We start from the raw sequence: 23,101 nt of genomic DNA, 5'->3' as shown, positions 1-23,101 counted from the left end.
GCACGCGATGGGCACCAGTACGCACCGGCGCACGGCGAGCACCAGGACCAAGGCGATCGGCGCGGTCGTCGCCGCGGCCGTGATCGGCGGGGCGGTCTTCGCCCTCACCGGAACGGCCCAGGCCTCCTCGGTGGGTGCCGCCTACACCAGGACCAGCGGCTGGACCGGCGGTTACACCGGGCAGTACGTCGTCACCAACGACACCGACAAGGCGCAGACGGACTGGACACTCGAATTCGACCTGCCCGCGGGCACGAAGCTCAGCTCCCTCTGGAACGGCGAACACACCGTCAGCGGCAGCCATGTCACCGTGAAGCCCGCCAGCTGGGAGACGGAGCTGGCGCCCGGCAAGTCCGTCACCGTCGGCTTCGTCACCAACTCGGACGGCACGGCGGGCGACCCCACCGGCTGTCTCATCAACGACGCCAAGTGCTCCGTCGACTCCGGCGCCACACCGGAACCCAGCGGCCGCCCCACCGAGACCGCGCCCCCCACACCCACCCCCACGGCCACCGCCTCTCCGACGGCCGAGCCGACCCGTACCGCCACGGCCACCCCCACGCCCAGCCCCACGGAGACCGGTGGCAGCGGCGGCGGTTCGGCGAGCGGCGCGGGCTTCGCCCCGTACGTCGACACCTCGCTCTACCCGGCCTACGACCTCCTCGACACCGTCACCAAGACCGGTGTGAAGGAGTTCAACCTCGCCTTCATCACCGCGGGCGGCGGCTGCACCCCGCTCTGGGGCGGCGTCACCGCGCTCGGCGACGACCACGTCGCCTCCCAGATCGGCGCGCTGCGAGCCAAGGGCGGCGACGTGCGGGTCTCCTTCGGCGGCGCGGCCGGTGCCGAACTGGCGCTGCAGTGCTCATCCGCGTCCGAGCTCGCCGCGGCGTACGGCAAGGTCATCGACACGTACAAGCTCACCAAGGTCGACTTCGACATCGAGGGCGGCGCACTGCCCGACACGGCGGCCAACACCCGCCGCTCCCAGGCCATAGCGCAGCTCCAGAAGTCCCACCCCGGCCTGGACGTCTCCTTCACCCTGCCGGTCATGCCCGAGGGCCTCACCCAGCCGGGCGTCGACCTGGTCGCCGACGCGAAGAAGAACGGCGTCGAGGTCGGCGCGGTCAACATCATGGCGATGGACTACGGCGCCTCGTACAGCGGTGACATGGGCACGTACGCGATCCAGGCGGCCACCGCCACGCAGGCCCAGATCAAGGGCGTGCTCGGGCTCTCGGACGCCGCCGCGTGGAAGGCCGTCGCCGTCACACCGATGATCGGTGTCAATGACGTCAGCACCGAGATCTTCAAGGTCGAGGACGCCACGCAGCTCGTGGAGTTCGCCGGGCAGAAGGGGCTCGGCCGGCTGGCGATGTGGTCGGGCACCCGCGACAAGGCGTGCGCGGGCGGACCGAAGCCGAGCGCCGACGCGTCGTGCAGCTCCATCTCCCAGGAGCCGCTGGCGTTCACGAAGGCGTTCGGCGCGTACAAGTAGACCGTCCGCAGAGCAGACCGTCCGCCCCTCCCGCGGACCTCAGGACCTCGCGGTCCGCAAAGACCCCACAGGCCCCCAAGGCCCAGCGGACCGCTACAGATCACCACATACCGCCACCCACACCGCGCATCCCGGCCGGCCCCACACCCCCCACAACCGGCCGGGGTGCGCGCCCCTTTCTGCGGGGAGTGCTCGCCGGAGCCGTCGCCGTGGTGGGCGGGCCGCGGAAGCCGCGTACGGATCGGCTCCCCGTCCCGTACTGCCCGCCCCCAAGCGCCGGGTTCGACGAAAGAACGCGGACCCGCCCCCGACCGCCCCCCTCGCGCGCTGCCCCGTTCACCTTCCGGCGGGCGGTCGGGTGTGAACCGGGGGTGACGGGGGCCGTTTCCGGAGGCGGGCGGAAATGCCGGGCGCTCCGGGCGGCGCGGGGCCGGCGCTTCGGCTGACCTCCGGCCATACGTCCTTGACCTGCACCTTTTCGAAGCGGCCCAGGTTTCCTCCCCATGCCGACGGGCTATGGCAAGACTTCGGCGGGATACGGTCTCGTGACTTGCAGGACACACTCGGGCAACGGAAGCGTCTTCAACTCTTGACACCCACCCCCTCAAGGAAGGAACCTTCCGACATCGGTGCATGGGAGCGCTCCCACATCGTGCGGGATTTTCCGCTCGAACGGCACTGCCCGTGTCCTCCCCCCTGAACCACCTGGCACCCGCAGTCACCAGCGCGTATGCCGCGCAGTCAGAACGCCAGTCCCACCCTGGAACAAGGAGTAGTGGAATGCGTATCACCCGCACCGTCGCCGGTCGGAGCCGCAGAGCCGCGGTTCTGGCCACCACGGGCCTGACAGCCTCGGCCCTGTTGCTGACCGGCTGCAGCAGCGATTCGGATTCATCGGACACGGGCTCCGATGCGAACGGGAAGATAACGCTGACCGTCGCCGACTACGGGCAGTTCGGCTACAAGGAAGCCGGTCTCTTCGCCAAGTACCACGAGCTGAACCCGAACATCACGGTCAAGGAAGACGTCACCGCCGACGAGAAGGTCTACTACCCCAAGCTGCTCCAGCAGCTGAACTCGGGCAGTGGTCTCGCCGACGTCCAGGGCATCGAGGTCGGCCGGATCAAGGAGATCGTCGACACCAAGGCGAACGAGTTCGCCGACCTCAGCAAGGTGATCAACGCCGGTGACTGGGTGTCCTGGAAGGAGAAGCAGGCCACCACGCCCGACGGCGCGGTGATCGGCGCGGGCACCGACATCGGTCCGATGTCCCTCTGCTACAACGCCGACCTGTTCAAGAAGGCCGGTCTGCCGACCGACCGCGCGGAGGTCGCCGCGAAGGTCGCCGGGGGCTGGGAGGACTACCTCAAGCTCGGTGAGGAGTACAAGAAGAAGGCCCCCGCGGGCACGTACTTCATGGACTCCGCCAGCGCGATGTTCAACGCCGTCGTCAGCTCGAACGCGCAGCAGTACTACGACGAGAGCGGCAAGCCGGTCTACAAGGACAGCCCCAGCGTCAAGCAGGGCTGGGACCTGGCCGCCGAGGCCGCGGACAAGAAGCTGACCCAGGGCCTCGCCCAGTTCAGCGACCCGTGGGCCGCCGCCCTGCGCAAGGGCACCGTCGCCACGGTGGCCTGCCCCGCGTGGATGGCCGGTCAGATCTCGGTCAACGCCGGTGACGCCAACAAGGGCAAGTGGGACATCACCACCGCACCCGGTTCGACCGCCGCCAACTGGGGCGGCTCCTTCCTCGCCGTGCCCAAGAAGGGCAAGAACGTCGACGAGGCCACCAAGCTCGTCAAGTGGCTGACCGCCCCCGAGCAGCAGGCGGCCGTCTTCAAGGCGATCGGTGTTTTCCCGTCCAACAAGGGCGCGTACGAGCTGGCGGACGTGAAGGACGCCAAGCTCCCGTACTTCAACGACGCGCCGATCGGCCAGATCTACGCCGACGAGGCCAAGTCCATCCCCGAGGCGGTCCTCGGCCCGAAGGACGGCGTCGTCAAGGACACCATCTCCACCCAGATCAACAACATGGAACAGCGCGGCACCAGCCCTGACGACGCGTGGAAGGCGGCGACCAGCGCGATCGACAAGGCGATCGGCTGACCGTCGCCGGTGCGGGCGGCCCCCCCAGGAGCCGCCCGCACCGGCACGCGCAGCTCCTAGCGCGGGTCATTCGATTCACCCGGCAACTCAGCAACGCAGGGAAGGACTCCCGCCCGTGGCCACCTCGACTCCCACCCGGGACGCATTTGCCCCGCCACCCGGCGGTTCCCAGCAGAAACCGGCCTCATCCCGTCGGCAGACCTGGCGGAGCCGGCTGTGGCGGTTCGACGACAAGGCATCGCCGTACGCCTACATAGCCCCGTTCTTCCTCGTCTTCGGCGCCTTCGGGCTCTATCCGCTGCTGTACACCGGATGGATCGCCCTGCACCGGGTGGAGCTGACCGGCCTGGACCAGATGGAGTGGGTCGGCTGGGACAACTTCGACAAGATCCTGCACGACTCCGAGTTCTGGACGGCCGTCAGCAACACCTTCCTGATCGGGGTCATGTCTACGGTCCCGCAGCTGCTGGTCGCGCTCGGCCTGGCCCATCTGCTGAACTACCGGCTGCGGGCCAGCACCTTCTGGCGGACGGTCATCCTCACCCCGTACGCCACCTCGGTGGCCTCCGCGGCCCTCGTCTTCGCCCTGGTCTTCCGGGCCGACGGCGGCCTGCTGAACTGGGTGCTGCAGATCGTCGGCTTCGGCGACACCAACTGGGCCAACGGCCACTGGACGTCGAAGATCGCGATCTCCGTCATCGTGATCTGGCGCTGGACGGGCTACAACACACTGATCTACCTGGCCGCGATGCAGGCCGTACCGACCGATCTGTACGAGGCCGCGTCGCTGGACGGGGCATCGCGCTGGCAGCAGTTCCGCAAGGTGACCATCCCCTCGCTGCGGCCCACGATCCTCTTCACGATCGTCATCTCGACCATCGGCTCCATGCAGCTGTTCGGTGAACCCCTGCTGCTGGAGGGCGGCACCCTCGGAGCCACCGGCGGCAACGAGAATCAGTACGAGACGCTCAGCGTCTACCTCTACAACTACGGCTGGAATCTGGGGCACCTCGGTCCGGCCGCCGCAGTGGCCTGGGCGATGCTCGCCCTCCTGCTGATCATCGCCGCGGTCAACTGGCTCATCGGCCGCTTCGTACGCAAATCCGCGGTCTGACCGGGAGCGATTTCCATGACCATGACCAGCCCCACCAAAGCCCCGGAACTCGGCCTCCCGCAGCCGGCCGAGCGGGCGGCGCGGCGCCCGAGACGCTTCAGGCCGGGCGCGGGCAAGCAGCTGCAGGGCGGCCCGTTCACCTATATCGCCCTGGCAGTCGTCGGCATCGGCTCGCTCCTGCCGCTCTACTGGACCCTGGTGGCCGCGTCCCACACCCAGGACGAAGTGCTCGCCACCACACCGCCGTTCCTGCCCGGCGGGCGGCTGATGCACAACCTCGACGCGGCCTGGACCCAGGCGAACCTCGGCAAGGCGATCGTCAACAGCATCATCGTCTCCGGCTGCATCACGGCGGCGACGCTGTTCTTCTGCACCCTGGCCGGCTACGCCTTCGCCAAGATGCGCTTCACCGGCCGCGGCGCGCTGATGACCGGAGTCATCGCCACGCTCACGATCCCGCCGCAGCTCAGCGTCGTCCCGCTGTTCATGATGATGTCCGACATCGGCTGGGGCGGAAAGCTGGAGTCGGTGATCTTCCCGACCCTGGTGAGCGCGTTCGGGGTGTTCTTCATGCGGCAGTACCTGAGCGAGGCGCTGCCCTACGAACTCATCGAGGCCGCCAAGATCGACGGCGCGAACAACTTCCGCATCGTGCTGAGCGTGGTCCTGCCGGTGGCCCGTCCCGCGATGATGGTGCTGGGGATGCTCACCTTCGTACAGGCGTGGAACGACTTCTTCTGGCCCTACCTCGCCCTCAACCAGCAGAACCCCACGCTCCAGGTGGCCCTCGGCCAGCTGAGCGCCTCCTACACCCCCGACCAGAGCATCGTGATGGCCGGTGCGCTGATCAGCACCCTGCCGCTGCTCGTGGTCTTCGTGATCTTCGGCAAGCAGATCGTCGGAGGGATCATGTCCGGCGCCGTCAAGGGGTGACCCCGCGTCACCCGCCGTCCCCCGGACGTCCCGTACGGCCCGTTCCCCGACCTCGGGCCGTACGGGCCCCGGAGCTCCACCCCTTATCTTCCCCTGTCCGTCCTTCCCTGGGAGCGCTCCCGCATGACTGCTGTACGACCCGACATCGCCCCGAGGCAGGCGCCCGAGGCAGTGGACTTCCCGACCGGTTTCGTCTGGGGCGCGGCCACCGCCGCCTACCAGATCGAGGGCGCCGCGGCCGAGGACGGCCGCACCCCTTCCATCTGGGACACCTTCAGCCGCACTCCGGGCAAGGTCCGCAACGGTGACACCGGAGACATCGCCGCCGACCACTACCACCGCTACCGCGACGACGTGGCGCTGATGAAGCAGCTCGGCCTGAAGGCCTACCGCTTCTCCATCTCCTGGTCCCGGGTGCAGCCCACCGGCCGCGGCCCCGCCGTGGAGCGCGGCCTCGACTTCTACCGCAGGCTCGTCGACGAGCTGCTCGAAGCGGGCATCGCGCCCGTCGCCACCCTCTACCACTGGGACCTGCCCCAGGAGTTGGAGGACGCCGGCGGCTGGCCCCAGCGGGAGACCGCCGAGCGCTTCGCCGACTACGCCGCCATCATGGCGGGCGCCCTAGGGGACCGCGTCCCCACCTGGACCACCTTCAACGAGCCGTGGTGCTCGGCCTTCCTCGGTTACGGCTCCGGCGTGCACGCCCCCGGCCGCACCGAGCCGGCCTCCGCCCTGCGCGCCGCCCACCACCTCAACCTCGCCCACGGCCGGGCGCTCGAAGTGCTGCGCGGTCAGCTCCCCGCCACCGCGCAGACCTCGGTCACCCTCAACCTCCACCAGGTCCGCCCGCTGACCGACAGCGCGGCCGACGCGGACGCCGCCCGCCGCATCGACGCGGTCGGCAACCGGGTCTTCACCGGCCCGATGCTGCACGGCGCGTACCCCGAGGACCTGATCGCCGACACCTCGCACCTGGTCGACTGGTCGAAGCTGGTCCACGACGGCGACCTGGCGGCCATCTCCCGCCCGATCGACGTCCTGGGCGTCAACTACTACACGCCGACGCTGGTTTCCACGCCGGCCGACGGCGCCGGCGACTCGCGCGACGACGGTCACGGCAACAGCGACCACTCCCCGTGGCCCGGCTCCGAGCACGTCGCCTTCCACCTCGCCGAGGGCAAGAAGCGCACCGCGATGAACTGGGCGATCGACCCCGAGGGCTTGTACAACCTGCTCATGGACGTCACCCGGGACAACCCCGGTCTGCCGCTGATGATCACCGAGAACGGCGCGGCCTTCGACGACTACGTCTCGCCCGAGGGCCGGGTGGAGGACCCCGAGCGGATCGAGTACCTGCGCGGCCACCTCGACGCCGTGCAGCGGGCCGTGGCCGACGGGGCGGACGTCCGGGGCTACTTCCTGTGGTCCCTGATGGACAACTTCGAGTGGGGGTACGGGTACTCCAAGCGCTTCGGCGCCGTCTACGTCGACTACGCCACCCAGCGCCGCATCCCCAAGGCGAGCGCCCACTGGTACGCCGACGTCATCCGCCGCCATGCACTGCCCCCGCTCACGCACCTCGGCTGACCCCGTACGCCTCCTCCCGGGACCCGGCAGCCCGTGCCGGGTCTCCGGCATTTCTGCCCGGTCCCGTGAGCCGCGGTACCCGGCGCGGTGGCCCCGTAGTATGGGAGCGCTCCCAAGTCTGATGCTGCCGGGAGGCCGCCCGGCCCGGACGAGCGTCAAGGGATCCAACACCAGGACTTGGTTCGGTTATCCGACTGTGAGAAATTGACCGCGAACGGGAGGCAGCCATGACGGCAGCGCGAGTACGGAGCGGTGGGCGGCCCACGCTCGAAGAGGTCGCGGCACGCGCGGGGGTGGGCCGCGGCACGGCCTCACGGGTCATCAACGGCTCCCCACGGGTCAGTGCGCACACCCGCGAGGCGGTGGAGGCGGCCGTCGCCGAACTGGGGTACGTACCCAACCGTGCGGCCCGCGCGCTCGCCGGGAACCGTACGGACGCCATAGCTCTGGTCGTGCCCGAGCCGGAGACCCGGTTCTTCGCCGAGCCGTACTTCTCCGACATCGTCCGCGGTGTCGGAGCGGCGCTCGCCGACACCGAGATGCAGCTGCTGCTCACCCTCGTCGGCAACGACCGCGAGCGCCGCAGGCTGGCCCAGTATCTGACCGCGCACCGCGTCGACGGCGTGCTGCTGGTCTCCGTCCACGCCGACGACCCGCTGCCGGACCTGCTGGAGCAACTCGGTATGCCCGCGGTGATGAGCGGTCGCAGATCCGCCTCCGAACCGCTCGCCGCGGTCGACTCCGACAACTTCGAGGGCGCCCGCGTCGCCGTCGACCATCTGATCTCCCGGGGCCGTCGCTCCATCGCCACTATCACCGGGCGCCTGGACGTCTACGGCGCCCAGCGCCGTCTCGACGGCTACCGCAAGGCGGTCTCCGCGGCCGGCCTCGTGCCGGACGAGCAGCTGATCGCCCCCGCCGACTTCAGCGAGGAGGGCGGCGCACAGGCCATGCGCGACCTGCTGGCCCGCCGCCCCGACGTCGACGCGGTCTTCGCCGCCTCCGACGTCATGGCCGCAGGAGCCCGCCAGGTGCTGCGCGAGGCGGGCCGACGCATCCCGGACGACGTGGCGCTCATCGGCTTCGACGACTCGGCCGTGGCCCGTCACATGGACCCGGCGCTCACCAGCGTGCGCCAGCCGATCGAGGAGATGGGCCGCACGATGGCCCGCGTGCTGCTCCAGGAGATCGGCGGCGAGAACCAGGACCGTCCGCAGATCGTGCTCCCCACGGAACTGGTCGTCCGCGACTCCTCGTGACGGCTGCTGTCCCGGGCGACCGTTCCTCGTGACGGTCGTCACACCATCACCCGGTGAGGGTGGTTCAGACACGAGAAGGGCCCCGGTCATCGACCGGGGCCCTTCTCTTCAGGGTGAGTAACGGGACTCGAACCCGCGACATCCTGGACCACAACCAGGTGCTCTACCATCTGAGCTATACCCACCATGTCCGGTCTTTTTCCGACCGGCCGAGAAAAAGTGTACAGGGTCCGAGAGGGTGCTCGCGCCTCCATTGTTCAGCCGCTGATCCCGGCCCCCGAAAGGCCCATGACCAGCGGCTTCGCAATGCCCTACGGCGTGGGCGGCGCGACGCGTGCCGCGATTGCCTTCGCCCGCTCCGAGTCCGGTCCGGGCTGCGGCACGAAGATCGCCTCGCGGTAGTAGCGCAGCTCCGTGATGGAGTCACGGATGTCCGCGAGCGCCCGGTGGTTGCCGTTCTTGTCCGGACTGTTGAAGTACGCCCTCGGGTACCAGCGGCGCGCCAGCTCCTTGACCGAGGACACATCGACGATCCGGTAGTGGAGGTAGCCCTCCAGGGCCGACATGTCCCGTGCCAGGAAGCCGCGGTCGGTGGAGACCGAGTTCCCGCACAGCGGGGCCTTGCCGGGCTCCTTCACGTGCTCGCGGACATAGGCCAGCACCTGGGCCTCGGCGTCGGCCAGGGTGGTGCCCTGGGCCAGCTCGTCGAGGAGACCCGAGGCGGTGTGCATCCGGCGCACCACCTCGGGCATCGTCTCCAGGGCCGCGTCCGGCGGGCGGATCACGATGTCCACCCCTTCACCGAGCACGTTCAGCTCCGAGTCGGTGACCAGTGCGGCCACCTCGATGAGTGCGTCTTCCGTCAACGAGAGCCCGGTCATCTCGCAGTCGATCCACACCATGCGGTCGTTCATGGCCCCACCCTACGGGGCGCTCCGTTGACCCGGCAGGGTCGGACGCCCGGCGGTGTACGCGTCGGGTCCCGGTTTCCCGTGCTCCGGCTGCCCCGCCCCGACCGTCGCCGACGTGACGACGTGCGGCCCCGGTGGGGCTGCCGCAGCCGTGGCACGCCGGCCCGCCGAGGTGCTCTGCGCGGGCACGCCCGGCTCGATCGCCGCACCGGCCGCCTCCCCGCCACCGCCCTGCGGACGACGGGCCCGGTAGGCGGCCCGGTACGCGGCGGGGGAGGAGCCCAGCTGGCGCCGGAAGTGTCCGCGCAGCGCGACCGGCGAGCGGAAGCCGCAGCGGCCCGCCACCTCGTCGACCGAGTACTCGGACGTCTCCAGCAGCCGCTGCGCCTGCAGCACCCGCTGGGTGATCAGCCACTGGAGCGGTGCGCTGCCAGTGAGCGAGCGGAACCTGCGGTCGAAGGTCCGCCTGCTCATGTAGGCGCGCGCGGCCAGCGTCTCCACGTCGAACTGCTCGTGCAGATGCTCCAGCGCCCAGGCCACGACCTCGGCGAGCGGGTCGGAGCCGATCTCCTCAGGTAAAGACCTGTCGAGGTAGCGCTCCTGACCGCCACTGCGCCGCGGCGGCACGACGAGCCGGCGGGCCAGTGCCCCGGCGGCCTCCGTGCCGTGGTCCGTGCGAACTATGTGGAGGCAGAGATCGATCCCGGCCGCTGTCCCGGCGGAGGTGAGCACATCGCCGTCGTCGACGAAGAGCTCGCGCGGATCGACGTGCACCGACGGATAGCGCTTGGCCAGCGTCGGTGCGTACATCCAGTGGGTGGTCGCCGGACGGCCGTCCAGCAGACCGGCGGCGGCGAGCACGAACGCGCCGGTGCACAGCCCGACGATGCGGGCCCCTTCCTCATGGGCGCGACGCAGCGCGTCCAGCGCCTCCGCGGGCGGCGGAGAGGTGATCGAGCGCCAGGCGGGCACCACGACGGTGCCTGCCCTGCTGATCGCCTCCAGCCCGTAGGGCGCGGTCAGTTCGAGTCCCCCGGTGGTCCGCAGCGGCCCCTCTTCCCCGCCACAGACGAGGAGTCGGTAGCGCGGAACTCCCGCGTCCTGGCGGTCGATTCCGAACACGGAGAGCGGGATCGAGCTCTCGAAGATAGGGCCGCCGCTGAACAGCAGCACGGCGACGACTTCTCGTCGTCGTCGTCCACTGAGCTTCCGTACAGCCTCCGTTGCGGCGGCGGAGTCCTGGCTCATGACGCTAAGCCCCCCTCGGTGTTCGCGTCTTCCTGGTCCTTACGGGCCTGTCGCTCCTGCACTTTTCCCCTCGGTCCTGCACGAGACCCCCGTCTTCGGTACCCAAGATCGAATCTACTGCGTCCCGTGGTGCCGACGTGACAAGTTCACCAACCGGCGTTATGTCGACAAGGCAACTTGGCGGGAAGCATTCGATCACGAAGGGTTTCATTCAGCGGCCGTGCAGGGAAGTGCGCGTCGCGTTCATGGCCCGTCCCTATCGGGTGGAAGCGTACCGCGCGGTCTCTTCCTGCCTGGTGGCAAGGGGGTTGATCGGCCAATTCGGCAAGGATGAGACAGGGGTGTGAAGTTGGCTGAAAATAGACGGTTGTGCGTACGTGATTCAGTCAGGCGACCGGCGCACAACCCTGATGGACGGCTGCTTCTTTGCGCCCCCACGGCAGGTCGGACGGCGGATCGAGCGCAATCGCGCGGCGGCTGCGGCAGGTGCGTGATCCCTGCCGGCGGGCCGGTATCGTCCGCCGGCCGTTCGGCTGTCCGTCCGGTGTCCGTCCGGCTGTCCGTCCACGGCTCGTCCCGCCGTGCGTCCGCCGCCCGTCCGCGGCCGGGCGGCGGGGTCAGGGAGGGGTGATCCTCGCCGGGTGTACGGGCGGTCCCGGGAGCTCTGCGGGGGCGTTGCGGGACGGATGGCGGCTATGTCCCCCGTCGTCCCCCGTCCGGTCACCGAACGCTCCTCTCCGGTCACCGAGAGGAGCCGTGGCGGCCCGGCAGCGTCGGTGTACAGCGCAACCGGCATTGCCATACGGGTCCGCCTCGGGCATGCTCCGTGAAACGTCGCACGCGCTTTGCGCGGGTCTGGGCAGTGGAGGAGTGGCGCCGTACCCTTGGGGGTAAGGGGTTGGGAAGACGATTCCCGGACACCGCAACACCGCCCGCTGACGCACCTTCCCCAAGTCGCTCTCCTCACGAGGACTCTCTTCGCCGAGACACCGATGGCCGGTCACGAAATCCCCGAACCCGCCGACCGCAAGCAGGTAGCCGACCCCATGTCGGGCCCGCAGGCGGCCGAAGAAACACGTCATTCCTGCGACCCCGCCTTCAGGCATGGGGTCGTGGTCGGCTTCGACGGCTCGACATCCAGTGAGCGGGCCCTCGCATACGCCATCGGAATGGCCAGGAGATCAGGTTCCGGCCTGATCATCGTCCATGTCGCCAATCGGCTGCCGACCACGGTCTGGGCAGGCTGCGAGCCGCCCGTCTTCGTCGATGTGCCCGATCACCGCACCGAGGTGCTCGGCCTGGAGCTCGCCTGTGCGGACTACCTCTCCGAGATTCCCTGGGTGCTCGTCGAGCGCGGCGGGGACATCTGCCACGAGCTGGAGGAGGTCGGCCGGGAGTACTCGGCCGACGCGATTGTCGTCGGCTCCACGCACGGCATAGTCGGCCGCATCTTCGGCTCGGTGGCGGGGCGTCTCGCCCGGCGCGCACAGCGCCCGGTCGTCGTCATCCCCTGAGCGCTCCCCGTCCCGGACACCTCTGCCGTCACTCCTGGCGCCTCTGGCACCCCCTTCACCGGGGGCGGGCCCCATTACCGACATGGCGTCAACTCGCCCGTAGAAACCGGCAATCTACCGGTGCGTAGAGGTGGATTGTGCGCTTGTGAAGGGTACATAAGGGCCACTGGGAAGCAGGACCACTGCATGTGAAGGGAGCCCGCCGTGGACAATGACGTCTCTGCGGGAAGCACCAGCACCTCTACCCTCGGCCATCTCGCCCTGGGACTCACCCTGTTGGCGTTCGGAATCGGTCACACCGGGGTCGTGGACGGTGTGACGGCGGCCGATGCCGTCTCGCTCGCGCTGTATGTCGGCGGTATCGCCCTGTTCGTCGCCGGACTCCTGGAGTTCCGGGCGGGAAGGGGCTTCACCGGCACGGCCTTCGCCGGGCTCGGCGCCTTCTGGTTCACCTGGGGCACCGGCGCCGACGCGCAAGTCTCCAGCCATGCGGCAGGGCTGTTCCTGCTGCTCTGGGCCCTGTTCGCGCTCAGCCTGACCCTCGGCGCCGCCGGTGGCGGCCTGCTCGCCCAGGGGACGTACGCACTGCTGTTCCTGGGGCTTCTGCTCCTGGGCGTCGGGCAGTTCGCGGACAGCGGGAGCCTGGCCAAGGCGGGCGGCTGGTTTGCCGCGGTCTCCGGCCTCGCCGCCTGGTACGGAGCGACGGCAGCGCTGGCCAACTGGCCGACGGCGCTGCCGGGGCGTGCTGCCGGCCGAGGGGTGACGGCCACCGGCTGAGGCAGCGAACGGGCCGGTGAGGCTCCGGGGATGCACCGGCCCGACAGGAGCGGCCCCGTACCCGCGGCGGCGGTGGGTACGGGGCCGCTCTGCCGGGCAAAGCCCGGACGCACGCGCCTACTCGACGGTGACGGACTTCGCGAGGTTCCGCGGCTTGTCGATGTCACGGCCCATGGCCAGCGCCGTGTGGTAGGCGAAGAGCTGGAGCGGGATGCCCATCAGGATCGGGTCCAGCTCGTTCTCGTTCTTCGGCACGACGATGGTGTGGTCGGCCTTCTCCTGCACCTGGTGGGCGACGGCGAGGATGCGGCCGCTGCGGGCCTTGATCTCCTCCATCGCGGCGCGGTTCTTCTCCAGCAGCTCGTCGTCCGGCACGATCGCGACCGTCGGCATCGCGGGCTCGATCAGGGCGAGCGGGCCGTGCTTCAGCTCGGAGGCGGGGTAGGCCTCGGCGTGGATGTACGAGACCTCCTTGAGCTTCAGCGAGGCCTCACGGGCGACGGGGTAGCCGCGCACCCGGCCGATGAACATCATCGACTTGGCGTCCGCGTACTCCGCGGCCAGCTTCTTGATCTCGTCCTCGTTCTCGAGGATCTCGCTGATCTGGGCGGGCAGCCTGCGCAGGCCCTCGATGATCCGCTTGCCGTCGGCGACCGACAGATCCCGGATCCGTCCCAGGTGCAGGGCGAGCAGCGCGAACGCGACGACCGTGTTGGTGAAGCACTTGGTGGAGACGACGCAGACCTCGGGGCCCGCGTGGACGTACGTACCGCCGTCGGCCTCCCGGGCGATCGCGGAACCCACCACGTTGACCACACCGAGGACCCGGGCGCCCTTGCGCTTGAGCTCCTGGACGGCGGCCAGTACGTCGTAGGTCTCGCCGGACTGGGAGACCGCGACGTACAGGGTGTCGGGGTCGACGACCGGGTTGCGGTAGCGGAACTCGGAGGCGGGCTCGGCGTCCGCGGGGATACGGGCCAGCTCCTCGATGAGCTGGGCGCCGATCTGGCCCGCGTGGTACGAGGTGCCGCAGCCGAGGATCTTGATCCGGCGGACCCCGCGCGCCTCACGGGCGTCCAGGTTGAGACCGCCCAGGTGCACGGTGGAGAAACGGTCGTCGATCCGGCCGCGGAGCACCCGGTCCACGGCGTCGGCCTGCTCGGAGATCTCCTTGTGCATGTACGTGTCGTGGCCGCCCATGTCGTACGACTCGGCCTCCCACTCCACGGTGGTCGGCGTGGCCGTCGTGGACGAGCCCTCCGTCGTGTACGTACGGAAGTCGTCGGCCTTGAGGGTGGCCATCTCGCCGTCGTCGAGGGTGACGACCTGGCGGGTGTGGGCGACCAGCGCGGCGACGTCGGAGGCGACGAACATCTCCTTCTCGCCGATGCCGAGCACGACCGGGGAGCCGTTGCGGGCGACCACGATGCGGTCGCTGAAGTCGGCGTGCATGACGGCGATGCCGTACGTGCCCTCGACCGAGCGCAGCGCCTCGCGGACCTTCTCCTCCAGGGTCTCCGCCTGGGCGCGGGCGATCAGGTGGACCAGCACCTCGGTGTCGGTCTCGGAGAGGAAGACGACGCCGTCGGCGACGAGCTTCGCGCGGAGCTCGGAGGCGTTGTCGATGATCCCGTTGTGGACGACGGCGACCTTGTTGTCGGCGTCCAGGTGCGGGTGCGCGTTCTCGTCGCTCGGGGCGCCGTGGGTGGCCCAGCGGGTGTGGGCGATACCGGTGGTGCCGGTGAAGCGCTTGGGGATACGGGCCTCCAGCTCGCGGACCCGGCCCTTCGCCTTGACCATCTTCAGCGCGGCGGGCTTCCCTGCCGACGCCTTGCCGGTGATCACGATGCCCGCGGAGTCGTAACCCCGGTACTCCAGCCGCTGCAGCCCTTCCAGCAGCAGCGGAGCCACATCACGCTTCCCGATGTATCCGACGATTCCGCACATAAGGTCTCTGCCCCTCCATCGACGAACTTGTTGGTGCCCGTTGCTCAGCCGTAGACGATGCGGCGCAGCTGGCGGAGCGAGAGCTCCGGCGGCGCGACCGCCCGGTGTGGCAGCTCGGCCGCGATCCGCTCGAAGATCTCCGCGTTCACCAGGCCGCCGGACTGCAGTTCGCGGTGGCGGCGGCGGACGAAGTCGTCGGTCGTCTCGTCGAAGTACGCCAGTACGTCGAGGATCACCCGGGCGGCCTCACCACGCTGGAGCGCGGTGCTGCGCACCAGGTGATCAATGAGGTCGTCATGCGACGGGCGGCTTTCGAGCACTCGTAGATATTGCGTGGAGCGGAGCACTTTCGCAACAATTCTGCCCGATATCGGGCAGGAGTGGGTGTGATCACGCTCTCGGCGGCCCTAGAGACGCTTCAGGACGGCCTGCTTGGCGGCGGTGAACTCGTCGTCGGTGAGCACCCCGGCCCGGTGCAGCTCGCCGAGTTCCCGCAGCCGCCGCAGCAGTACGTCGTGATCGTCGGCGGGCGCCGGGATCGGTGCGGGCTCCGCCGCGCTCTCGACGGCGGCCACCGCCTGCGCCGCCTCCGGAAGCCGGACCAGCACCGCCGCAGCGACCAGCACCGCCGTGTACTCCTTCTTGGACAGCCCCCACAGATCCAGCGAGTACGGATCGAACGCGGCCGCCGGAGCCGGAGTCGCCCCCGGCCCTCCGTCGCGTACGAAGCGCAGATGCCCGTTCTCCAGGCCGATGGCGGGCAGCCAGTGCACCCCGGTCACCTCCGACACCGGGAAGGCGACCGGCCCGCCCGAGGTCTTGACCCCCTTGGCCTTCCAGTTCCAGGTGAGCCGGACGATCTCCCCGTCGAACGAGGCCGTGCCGTCCCCGCCGCCCCCGGCGACCGGCACCGAGGGCCCCGGCAGCAGAAAGCCGTCCGACGCCCCGGAAGGCACCTGCTCGATCAGGAGGGCGCTGCGCACCTCGCCGACCAAGTACTCCGCTACTCCGCTGCGGTCCTTCTCGACGGCCAGCCGGTACGGGTCGGCGGCGTCCCCGAGTCTGCCGTCCGCGGCGCGCAGGACCGGGCAGGCGCCGTCGCGCAGCCGCAGTCGCAGCCGGCCGCCCCTGCGGTCCGGTTCGAAGGTGATGCCCGCCAGGGCCCGGATCGGGACCACGCACTCGCCCAGTTCCTGCCGGAGCGGATGGACGCTCTTCCCTCGGCCGGGCACGATCCGCACCGCTTCGCCGTCGAAGGTCCATGTGCCGTCGCGCTGGATTATTTCCGCCATGGGGCAGATTCTCTCAGCCGCATAACGGGGAAGTGGTCTACACCTTGACCGTGCGTGGTGCAGGCGATACGCATGGTGATGGTTCGTTTCTCAGGAGATCCACAGGTGTGAACCGTCGAAAGGGACCCGGCTTGTGAGACTGCACAGGACACAGCGCACCGCCCTTCCCCGTCTTCTCGGCTCGCTGCTGCTCGTCACAGCGGCCGGTATCTCCGGCGTCGGCGCCACGCCGGAAGGGCGGGCGTCGAGCAGCGGCCCGCCCGCCGCCGCCACGCCCCGTCCGCTCGGGCAGATCGTGCCCGCCCCCGCCGAGGCGAAGCCCGGCGGCTCCCCGTACGCCATCACATCGGCCACCAGGATCCGCGTCGAGGACGACTCCGGCGAGGCCCGGAAGATCGGCGACTACCTGGCGGGCGTGCTGCGCCCGTCCACCGGGTACGCCCTGCCGGTCACCGGCCGCGGCGGCGACGGCATCCGGCTGCGCCTCGACCCCCGCGACGGCGGGGCAGGCGCCGAGGGCTACACCCTGAAGTCCGGCCGCGGCTCCGTCACCATCACCGCACGCGGCCCGGCAGGGCTCTTCCACGGCGTCCAGACGCTGCGTCAGCTGCTCCCCAGCCAGGTGGAGAAGAACAGCCGCCAGAAGGGCCCGTGGGAGGTCGCGGGCGGCACGGTCAAGGATGCGCCGCGCTATGCGTACCGCAGCGCGATGCTGGACGTCTCCCGGCACTTCTTCTCCGTCGCCGAGGTCAAGCGCTACATCGACCAGCTCGCCCTGTACAAGATGAACAAGCTCCATCTGCATCTCTCCGACGACCAGGGCTGGCGGATCGCCATCGACTCCTGGCCGCGGCTCGCCACGTACGGCGGGCAGACGGAGGTCGGCGGAGGAACCGGCGGCTACTACACCAAGAGCGACTACAGGGAGATCGTGCGGTACGCCTCCTCCCGCTATCTGGAGGTCGTACCGGAGATCGATCTGCCCGGCCACACCAACGCGGCACTCGCCTCGTACGCCGAGCTGAACTGCGACGGCGTCGCGCCGCCGCTCTACACCGGCACCGATGTCGGCTTCAGCTCGCTGTGCGCCTCGAAGGCCGTCACGTACAGGTTCGTGGACGACGTGGTCCGCGAGCTGGCCGCCCTCACCCCCGGCAAGTACCTCCACATCGGTGGCGACGAGGCGCACTCCACCAGCCACGACGACTACGTGGCCTTCATGGACAAGGCGCAGGCCGTCGTCGCCGAGCACGGCAAGACCGTGATCGGCTGGCACCAGCTGACCGGCGCCACACCGGTGAAGGGCGCGGTCGCCCAGTACTGGGGTTACGACCGGACGGGAGCGGCCGAGCGCAAGCAGGTGGCGGACGCCGCGAAGAACGGCACGAAACTGGTGCTGTCCCCGGCGGACCGCAGCTACCTCGACATGAAGTACGACAAGGACACGAAGCTGGGCCTGGCCTGGGCCGGTTACGTCTCCGTCCAGCGCTCCTACGACTGGAACCCGGCGACGTACCTGGACGGCGCCCCGGAGAGTTCGATCCTCGGCGTCGAGGCACCGCTCTGGTCGGAGACCGTGACCGACAGCGGCGAGATCGAGCAGATGGCGTTCCCGCGGCTGCCCGGTGTCGCGGAGCTCGGCTGGTCGCCCGCGGCCACGCACGGCTGGGACGCGTACAAGGTGCGGCTCGGCGCGCAGGGGCCGAGGTTCTCGGCGCTCGGCGTCGACTACTACCGGGCGCCGCAGGTGCCCTGGGCCGCGCGATGAGGTGACGGCCGGGCGTCCGGCCGCCGGCTCGGTCCTGATCGCCGGACGGGTCCGATTTCTCGGGCCCGTCCGGCGACCGGGGCAACGACGGTCTAGAGCCCCGCGATCGGGTTCCTCAGCGTGCCGATCAGCTGGAGCGCCCCCGAAGGATCGGTCAGATCGACCATCTGCTTGTTGTTCCGCAGCTGCAGCCGGTTCAGGCAGGACCGCGCGAACTCCTCGGCGAATATGTCGTACTGCTTGAACTTGTCGGCGAGATACGGCACCGACTCCTGGTACCCGGTGACGCATTCGGCGACCGTCCGCCAGAACGTCACCTCGTCGAGCACGCCCTCACCGGCCAGCCCCGCGCCCAGGAAGCGCAGGAAGCAGTCGAAGACATCGGTGAGGACCGAGAGGAGTTTCATGTCCTCGGGCACCTCGGCCCGGATCCGCTCGACCTGGGGCGGCAGCACCGCGTCCGGGTCCATGACCGCGATCTCCTCGGCGATGTCCTTGAAGACCGTGCGCCGTACGACCCCGTCCTCGACGACCAGGATGACGTTCTCGCCATGCGGCATGAACACCAGGTCGTACGCGTAGAAGCTGTGCAGCACCGGCACCAGGTACGCGTCCAGGTAGTGGCGCAGCCACACCGCGGGCTCCAGCCCCGACTCGGCGATCAGCGCAGCGGCGACGGAGCCGCCCTCGTGGTCGGTGTGGAGCAGCGAGGCCATGGTCGCGACCCGCTCGCCGGGTGCGAGGCCCGGTACGGGGCTCTCCCGCCACAGCGCGGCGAGCATCTTCAGATACGGGGAGCCCTTGGCGGTGGCCGCCTCGTACGTCCGGTGGTGGTACCCGATGGCCGCCCGCTCCCGGATGATCGAGAAGCGGGCCTCGCGCAGCAGCTCGTCGCGCTCGACCAGCTCGGCCAGCCAGTCGTTGATCGCGGGGGTGGCCTCCATGTACGCGGCGGAGAGCCCGCGCATGAAGCCCATGTTCAGGACGGAAAGCGCCGTCTTGACGTAATGCCGGTCCGGGTTGCTGGTGTTGAAGAACGTACGGATGGACTGCTGCGCGAGGTACGCGTCGTCGCCCTCGCCCAGGCAGACCAGATGCCGCTGCGCCAGTTCCCCGGCGAAGGTGACGGCCAGCTTGTTCCACCACTGCCAGGGGTGGACGGGGATCAGCAGATAGTCGTCGAGGTCGAGCCCGAGGCCGGTCATCGTGGCGGCGAACCGGGCCAGGGTCTCCCCGCCCAGCTCGTCCGCGATCAGCGTTTCGTAGTCGAGCCCGGCGCCGGCCGTGAAGGTGGCGCGGTCGCGGCGGGCGGCGAGCCAGACCAGACGGATCTCGGACGCCGCCTCGGGGGCGTACGCCCGGTACTCGTCCACGCCGAAGCCGAGCCGCCCGTTGTTGGCGACGAAGCAGGGGTGGCCCTCGGTCATGCCGGTCTCGATGGCCTGGAAACCGGCCCGGACCAGCTCGGCGGAGGTGACGGGCGGCTTGGTCAGCTTGTACGCGGTGCCGGCCAGGGTGGAGGAGATCTCCTCCAGATAGACCGGGAGGATCTCCGCCGACAGACCGAGCGTGGAGCGCAGCTCGACGAAGAACTCGCCCGCGTCCAAGGGCAGTTCGGAGCCGTGCCGGTGCCGGGTGATCGAGCCGGCCTCGACCTGCCAGTGGTCGAGGGCGAAGAGCCGGGCGGCGAAGCGGTACTCGGTCGCCGCGTCGTCGCTGCGCACCGAGTAGCGGTCGTCGCCGAGCGGTGCGGGCGTCAGCAGCCGCTCATGGCTGAACTCGGCGAGCGCCTTGCGGATCAGCAGCCGGTTGGCGGTGGCCCAGTGCCCGGGGGTGAGATGGGCGACGCCGTCGATGGGGGAGGACATCAGGCACGGCCTCCGGTCGCTGCGGCGAACTGTTCCCGGGTGCACGCGCTGAGCAGGGCGTCCTTCTCCGGCTTGGCGATCTCGCGCAGCACCTCGAAGCCGACCTCCTTGTTGAGGGCGTGCACCGCGCTGTTGCGTACATCGGGCTCGACGACGACCCGGCGTACGGACGGGTCGGCGAACAGCGTCTCCATCACGGCGGTGATCACGCCGAGCGTGAAGCCGTGCAGCGGGGTGTCGGTCGGGGCGGTCAGGAAGTGCATCCCGATGTCGCCGGGCTCGGCCTCGTACAGCCCCTTGAGCTCGACCTCGGTGGGGTCGTACCGCTCCATCAGGAAGGCGGGCTCCCCGTTGTGCAGTCCGACGAAGGCGTCGTGGTGCGGGTGGGCGGCGATCGCCATGTACTCCCGCTCCACGTCCTGGAGCTTCGCGTCGCCCATCAGCCAGAAGGCGGCCTTGGGGTGGGTGACCCAGCCGTGCACCAGCTCGGCGTCGGCGAGAGGGTCCAGCGGGCGGGTGGTGAAGACACCGGGATCGATGGTCATACGGCGAACTCCTGGAAGGCTATGGACTTCTCGACCTGGTAGTACTCACGGCCGAGCAGTTCGCCGATGATGTACGCGTTGCGGTAGGGACCCATGCCCAGGTCGGGCGAGGTGATCGAGTGGGTGTGCGTGCTCGCGTTCTGGAGGAAGACGCCGCGCCCGGTGATGTCGATGGAGTAGTTGCGGGCCACGTCGAAGCGGCCCCGGCTGTCGTGGCGCAGCCGGTCGGCGATCGGCTCCAGGAAGGCCGGCGGGGCGTAGCGGTAGCCGGTGGCGAGGATCAGGCCCTCGGAGGTGAGGGTGTAGTCCCTGCCCTGCTCCTCCTGGTGCAGCCCCAGCGTGTACGTACCGCTGCTCTCCTCGTAACCCGCACTGTTCAGCGAGGAGTTGGTGAGCAGCCGGGTCGGTACGGGGCCGGGCAGGTTCTTCTGGTAGAGCAGGTCGAAGATCGCGTCGATCAGCTCGCCGTCGATGCCCTTGAAGAGGCCCTTCTGTCCGGACTCCAGGCGGTAGCGGGTCTCCTCGGGCAGTGCGTGGAAGTAGTCGATGTACTCCGGGGAGGTCATCTCCAGCGTCAGCTTGGTGTACTCCAGCGGGAAGAACCGCGGCGAGCGCGTCACCCAGTTGAGCCGGTAGCCGTGCACGTCGATCTCGGAGAGCAGGTCGTAGTAGATCTCCGCCGCGCTCTGCCCGCTGCCGACGAGGGTGATGGACTTCTTGGCCTGGAGAGCGGCTTTCCCCTCCAGATAGCGGGAGTTGTGCAGGAAGTCGCCGCCCAGGTCCCGGCAGGCCTCCGGGATGTACGGGGGAGTGCCGGTGCCGAGCACGAGCCGGGGGGCCCGCAGGACGCCGCCGTTGACGGTACGGACGGTGTAGAGCGCGGTGCTCTCGTCGTACGTGACCGACTCGACGGTCTCGTTGAATCGGATGCTGCTCAGTTTGGCGGCGGCCCAGCGACAGTAGTCGTTGTACTCGGTCCGCAGCGGGTAGAAGTTCTCCCGGATGTAGAAGGAGTACAGCCGTCCGCGTTCCTTGAGGTAGTTCAGGAAGGAGTACGGCGAGGTCGGGTCGGCCATCGTGACCAGGTCCGACATGAAGGGCGTCTGGAGGTGGGCCCCTTCGAGGAACATCCCGGAGTGCCATTCGAAGTCCGGCTTGGACTCCAGGAACACCCCGTTCAGCTCGTCGATCGGCTCGGTCAGGCAGGCGAGCCCGAGGTTGAACGGGCCGAGCCCGATACCGATGAAGTCGTGGGGTTCAGGAAGCGCGGTCAAGGGAGTCTCCCAGGTACTGCTCGGCGTGGCCGGCGATCAGGTCGAGTACCGCGGAGATGTCCCGCGCGGTCGTTTCGGGGTTGAGTAGAGTGAATTTCAGGTACTGGCGGCCGCCGACCTTCGTACCGGCGACCACGGCCTCGCCGGATGCGAAGAGGGCCTTGCGGGCATGGAGATTGGCCCGGTCGATCTCGGTCGGCGCGGTGATGCCCGACGGGATGTAGCGGAACACCAGCGTGGACAGCCGGGGCTCGACGACGACATCGAAGCGCGGGTCGGCGGCGAGCAGCCGCCAGCCCTCGGCGGCCAGGTCGCAGACCTCGTCGAAGAGCTCGCCGATGCCGTCCGCGCCCATGACGCGCAGCGTCATCCACAGTTTCAGGGCGTCGAACCGGCGGGTGGTCTGCAGCGACTTGTCCACCTGGTTGGGGATGCGCTCGGCGGCCGTCCGCTGCGGGTTGAGGTACTCGGCGTGGTACGTGGCATGGCGCAGCGTGGCCCGGTCGCGGACCAGCACGGCGGACGAACTCACCGGCTGGAAGAAGGACTTGTGGTAGTCCACGGTGACCGAGTCGGCGCGCTCGATGCCGTCGAGGAGATGGCGGCGTGCGCGTGAGGCCAGCAGCCCGCAGCCGTACGCGGCATCGACGTGCATCCAGGCGGAGAACTGCTCGCAGAGCGCGGCGATCTCGGGCAGCGGGTCGATGGAGCCGAAGTCGGTGGTGCCCGCGGTGGCGACGACCGCCATCGGGACGGCGTCCTCGGCGGCACACTGTTTCAGCGCGCGGGCCAGGGCCACGGTCTGCATGCGCTTGTTGTGGTCGACGGGGACGGCGACGACCGAGTCCGGTCCGAGGCCGAGGAGCTTCGCCGACTTCTGCACGCTGAAGTGGCTGCACTCGGAGGTGAATATGCGCAGCCGGGTGAGCTGGTGCGGCAGCACCTTGGCCTCTTCGCGGGCGAGCAGCAGGGCCTGCAGATTGGACTGCGTACCACCGCTGGTGAAGATGCCGTCCGCGGCCGGCCCGAGTCCGATCCTGGCCGCGGTCCAGTCGATCAGCCGCCGCTCGATCAGGGTGCCGCCGGCGCTCTGGTCCCAGGTGTCCAGGGAGGAGTTGACGGCCGAGAGCACGGCTTCGCCGAGGACGGCGGGGATGACGACCGGGCAGTTGAGGTGGCCCAGGTAGCGGGGGTGGTGGAAGTAGACGGCGTCGCGCAGGTAGACGCGGTCGAGTTCGTCGAGCGCGGCGGACGCATCGCCCAGTGGCCGGTCCAGATCGATCGCGTCGACGACGGGAGTGAGCTCGTCGACGGAGACTCCGGTGAACGGCCGGTCTGTGGCGGCGAGTTTGGCTGCGACCCGTTCGACTCCTGCGGTCACGGAGCGTCGGTATTGCTCCGCGGTCGTGTCGTTGAGCAGGTGCGAACGCATGAAGGGGTCCTCCCGGGTGCGGGGACTT

At 69.5% G+C, this 23,101-nt stretch carries 18 protein-coding genes and 1 tRNA gene; 9 read left to right on the top strand and 10 right to left on the bottom strand.

From position 1 onward, the window contains the following. Window positions 1–7 precede the first annotated feature (7 nt). From OG507_RS14250 to OG507_RS14225, 6 genes are all read left to right on the top strand, one after another. Window positions 8–1,498 carry a glycoside hydrolase family 18 protein gene (locus tag OG507_RS14250; protein ID WP_327367570.1) on the top strand — a complete coding sequence of 497 codons (1,491 nt, stop codon included), beginning with the start codon at window positions 8–10 and terminating at the stop codon, window positions 1,496–1,498. 780 nt (window positions 1,499–2,278) lie between these two features. Beyond that, window positions 2,279–3,604: an ABC transporter substrate-binding protein gene (locus OG507_RS14245; RefSeq protein WP_327367569.1), complete on the top strand. Its 1,326-nt coding sequence runs from the start codon at window positions 2,279–2,281 to the stop codon at window positions 3,602–3,604. 115 nt (window positions 3,605–3,719) lie between these two features. Next, complete coding sequence (locus tag OG507_RS14240; protein WP_327367568.1) at window positions 3,720–4,718, top strand: carbohydrate ABC transporter permease; 999 nt, start codon at window positions 3,720–3,722, stop codon at window positions 4,716–4,718. 15 nt (window positions 4,719–4,733) lie between these two features. Then, window positions 4,734–5,651, top strand: a complete 918-nt coding sequence (locus tag OG507_RS14235; RefSeq protein WP_327367567.1) for a carbohydrate ABC transporter permease — start codon at window positions 4,734–4,736, stop codon at window positions 5,649–5,651. A gap of 123 nt (window positions 5,652–5,774) precedes the next feature. Further along, entirely contained in the window at window positions 5,775–7,238 is a 1,464-nt protein-coding gene (locus OG507_RS14230; protein WP_327367566.1) for a GH1 family beta-glucosidase, read from the top strand. A 227-nt stretch (window positions 7,239–7,465) separates the two neighbouring features. Next, on the top strand, window positions 7,466–8,497 hold the full coding sequence (locus tag OG507_RS14225) for a LacI family DNA-binding transcriptional regulator (protein ID WP_327367565.1): 1,032 nt from the start codon (window positions 7,466–7,468) through the stop codon (window positions 8,495–8,497). Between the two features lie 112 nt (window positions 8,498–8,609). On the opposite strand, the gene OG507_RS14220 is transcribed toward OG507_RS14225, so the two are convergent. The 3 genes from OG507_RS14220 to OG507_RS14210 form a co-directional block, all read right to left on the bottom strand. Further along, a tRNA-His gene (locus tag OG507_RS14220) sits at window positions 8,610–8,682 on the bottom strand. A gap of 126 nt (window positions 8,683–8,808) precedes the next feature. Next, the gene (orn, locus tag OG507_RS14215) at window positions 8,809–9,411 is read right to left on the bottom strand and encodes an oligoribonuclease (protein ID WP_327367564.1); all 603 of its coding nucleotides are present in this window, start codon (window positions 9,409–9,411) and stop codon (window positions 8,809–8,811) included. 9 nt (window positions 9,412–9,420) lie between these two features. Next, a complete protein-coding gene (locus OG507_RS14210) occupies window positions 9,421–10,656 on the bottom strand; it encodes a helix-turn-helix domain-containing protein (protein ID WP_327367563.1) in 1,236 nt (411 codons plus the stop codon). 992 nt (window positions 10,657–11,648) lie between these two features. Between OG507_RS14210 and OG507_RS14205 the strand changes: the two genes are divergently transcribed. Together OG507_RS14205 and OG507_RS14200 are read left to right on the top strand one after the other, a co-directional pair. Continuing rightward, the gene (locus OG507_RS14205; protein WP_327367562.1) at window positions 11,649–12,170 is read left to right on the top strand and encodes a universal stress protein; all 522 of its coding nucleotides are present in this window, start codon (window positions 11,649–11,651) and stop codon (window positions 12,168–12,170) included. A gap of 204 nt (window positions 12,171–12,374) precedes the next feature. Then, entirely contained in the window at window positions 12,375–12,947 is a 573-nt protein-coding gene (locus OG507_RS14200; RefSeq protein WP_327367561.1) for an acetate uptake transporter, read from the top strand. Window positions 12,948–13,064: 117 nt separating this feature from the next. Here OG507_RS14200 and glmS read toward each other — a convergent pair whose 3' ends face one another. The 3 genes from glmS to OG507_RS14185 form a co-directional block, all read right to left on the bottom strand. Further along, on the bottom strand, window positions 13,065–14,894 hold the full coding sequence (gene glmS / locus OG507_RS14195; RefSeq protein WP_327367560.1) for a glutamine--fructose-6-phosphate transaminase (isomerizing): 1,830 nt from the start codon (window positions 14,892–14,894) through the stop codon (window positions 13,065–13,067). Window positions 14,895–14,938: 44 nt separating this feature from the next. Beyond that, window positions 14,939–15,214, bottom strand: coding sequence for a hypothetical protein (locus tag OG507_RS14190; RefSeq protein WP_327367559.1), 276 nt, complete (start codon window positions 15,212–15,214; stop codon window positions 14,939–14,941). A gap of 87 nt (window positions 15,215–15,301) precedes the next feature. Next, window positions 15,302–16,186, bottom strand: a complete 885-nt coding sequence (locus OG507_RS14185) for a DUF4429 domain-containing protein (RefSeq protein ID WP_327367558.1) — start codon at window positions 16,184–16,186, stop codon at window positions 15,302–15,304. A gap of 133 nt (window positions 16,187–16,319) precedes the next feature. Between OG507_RS14185 and OG507_RS14180 the strand changes: the two genes are divergently transcribed. After that, a complete protein-coding gene (locus OG507_RS14180) occupies window positions 16,320–17,954 on the top strand; it encodes a beta-N-acetylhexosaminidase (RefSeq protein WP_327367557.1) in 1,635 nt (544 codons plus the stop codon). Between the two features lie 92 nt (window positions 17,955–18,046). Here OG507_RS14180 and OG507_RS14175 read toward each other — a convergent pair whose 3' ends face one another. The 4 genes from OG507_RS14175 to OG507_RS14160 are packed head-to-tail and all read right to left on the bottom strand — an operon-like array spanning window position 18,047 to window position 23,073. Beyond that, on the bottom strand, window positions 18,047–19,822 hold the full coding sequence (locus tag OG507_RS14175; protein WP_442810980.1) for an IucA/IucC family protein: 1,776 nt from the start codon (window positions 19,820–19,822) through the stop codon (window positions 18,047–18,049). After that, on the bottom strand, window positions 19,822–20,367 hold the full coding sequence (locus tag OG507_RS14170) for a GNAT family N-acetyltransferase (RefSeq protein ID WP_327367556.1): 546 nt from the start codon (window positions 20,365–20,367) through the stop codon (window positions 19,822–19,824). The genes OG507_RS14175 and OG507_RS14170 overlap by 1 nt, the downstream gene beginning before the upstream one ends. Further along, the gene (locus OG507_RS14165) at window positions 20,364–21,641 is read right to left on the bottom strand and encodes a lysine N(6)-hydroxylase/L-ornithine N(5)-oxygenase family protein (RefSeq protein WP_327367555.1); all 1,278 of its coding nucleotides are present in this window, start codon (window positions 21,639–21,641) and stop codon (window positions 20,364–20,366) included. Before OG507_RS14165 ends, OG507_RS14170 begins: the two co-directional genes overlap by 4 nt. Further along, window positions 21,625–23,073, bottom strand: coding sequence for a pyridoxal phosphate-dependent decarboxylase family protein (locus OG507_RS14160; RefSeq protein ID WP_327367554.1), 1,449 nt, complete (start codon window positions 23,071–23,073; stop codon window positions 21,625–21,627). The genes OG507_RS14165 and OG507_RS14160 overlap by 17 nt, the downstream gene beginning before the upstream one ends. Window positions 23,074–23,101: the final 28 nt, after the last annotated feature.

Source organism: Streptomyces sp. NBC_01217, assembly GCF_035994185.1.
In the GTDB taxonomy this organism is placed as follows: Bacteria; Actinomycetota; Actinomycetes; order Streptomycetales; family Streptomycetaceae; genus Streptomyces.
Note: the sequence above shows the minus strand (reverse complement) of the source record. Positions and strands in the feature narration are given on the sequence as shown.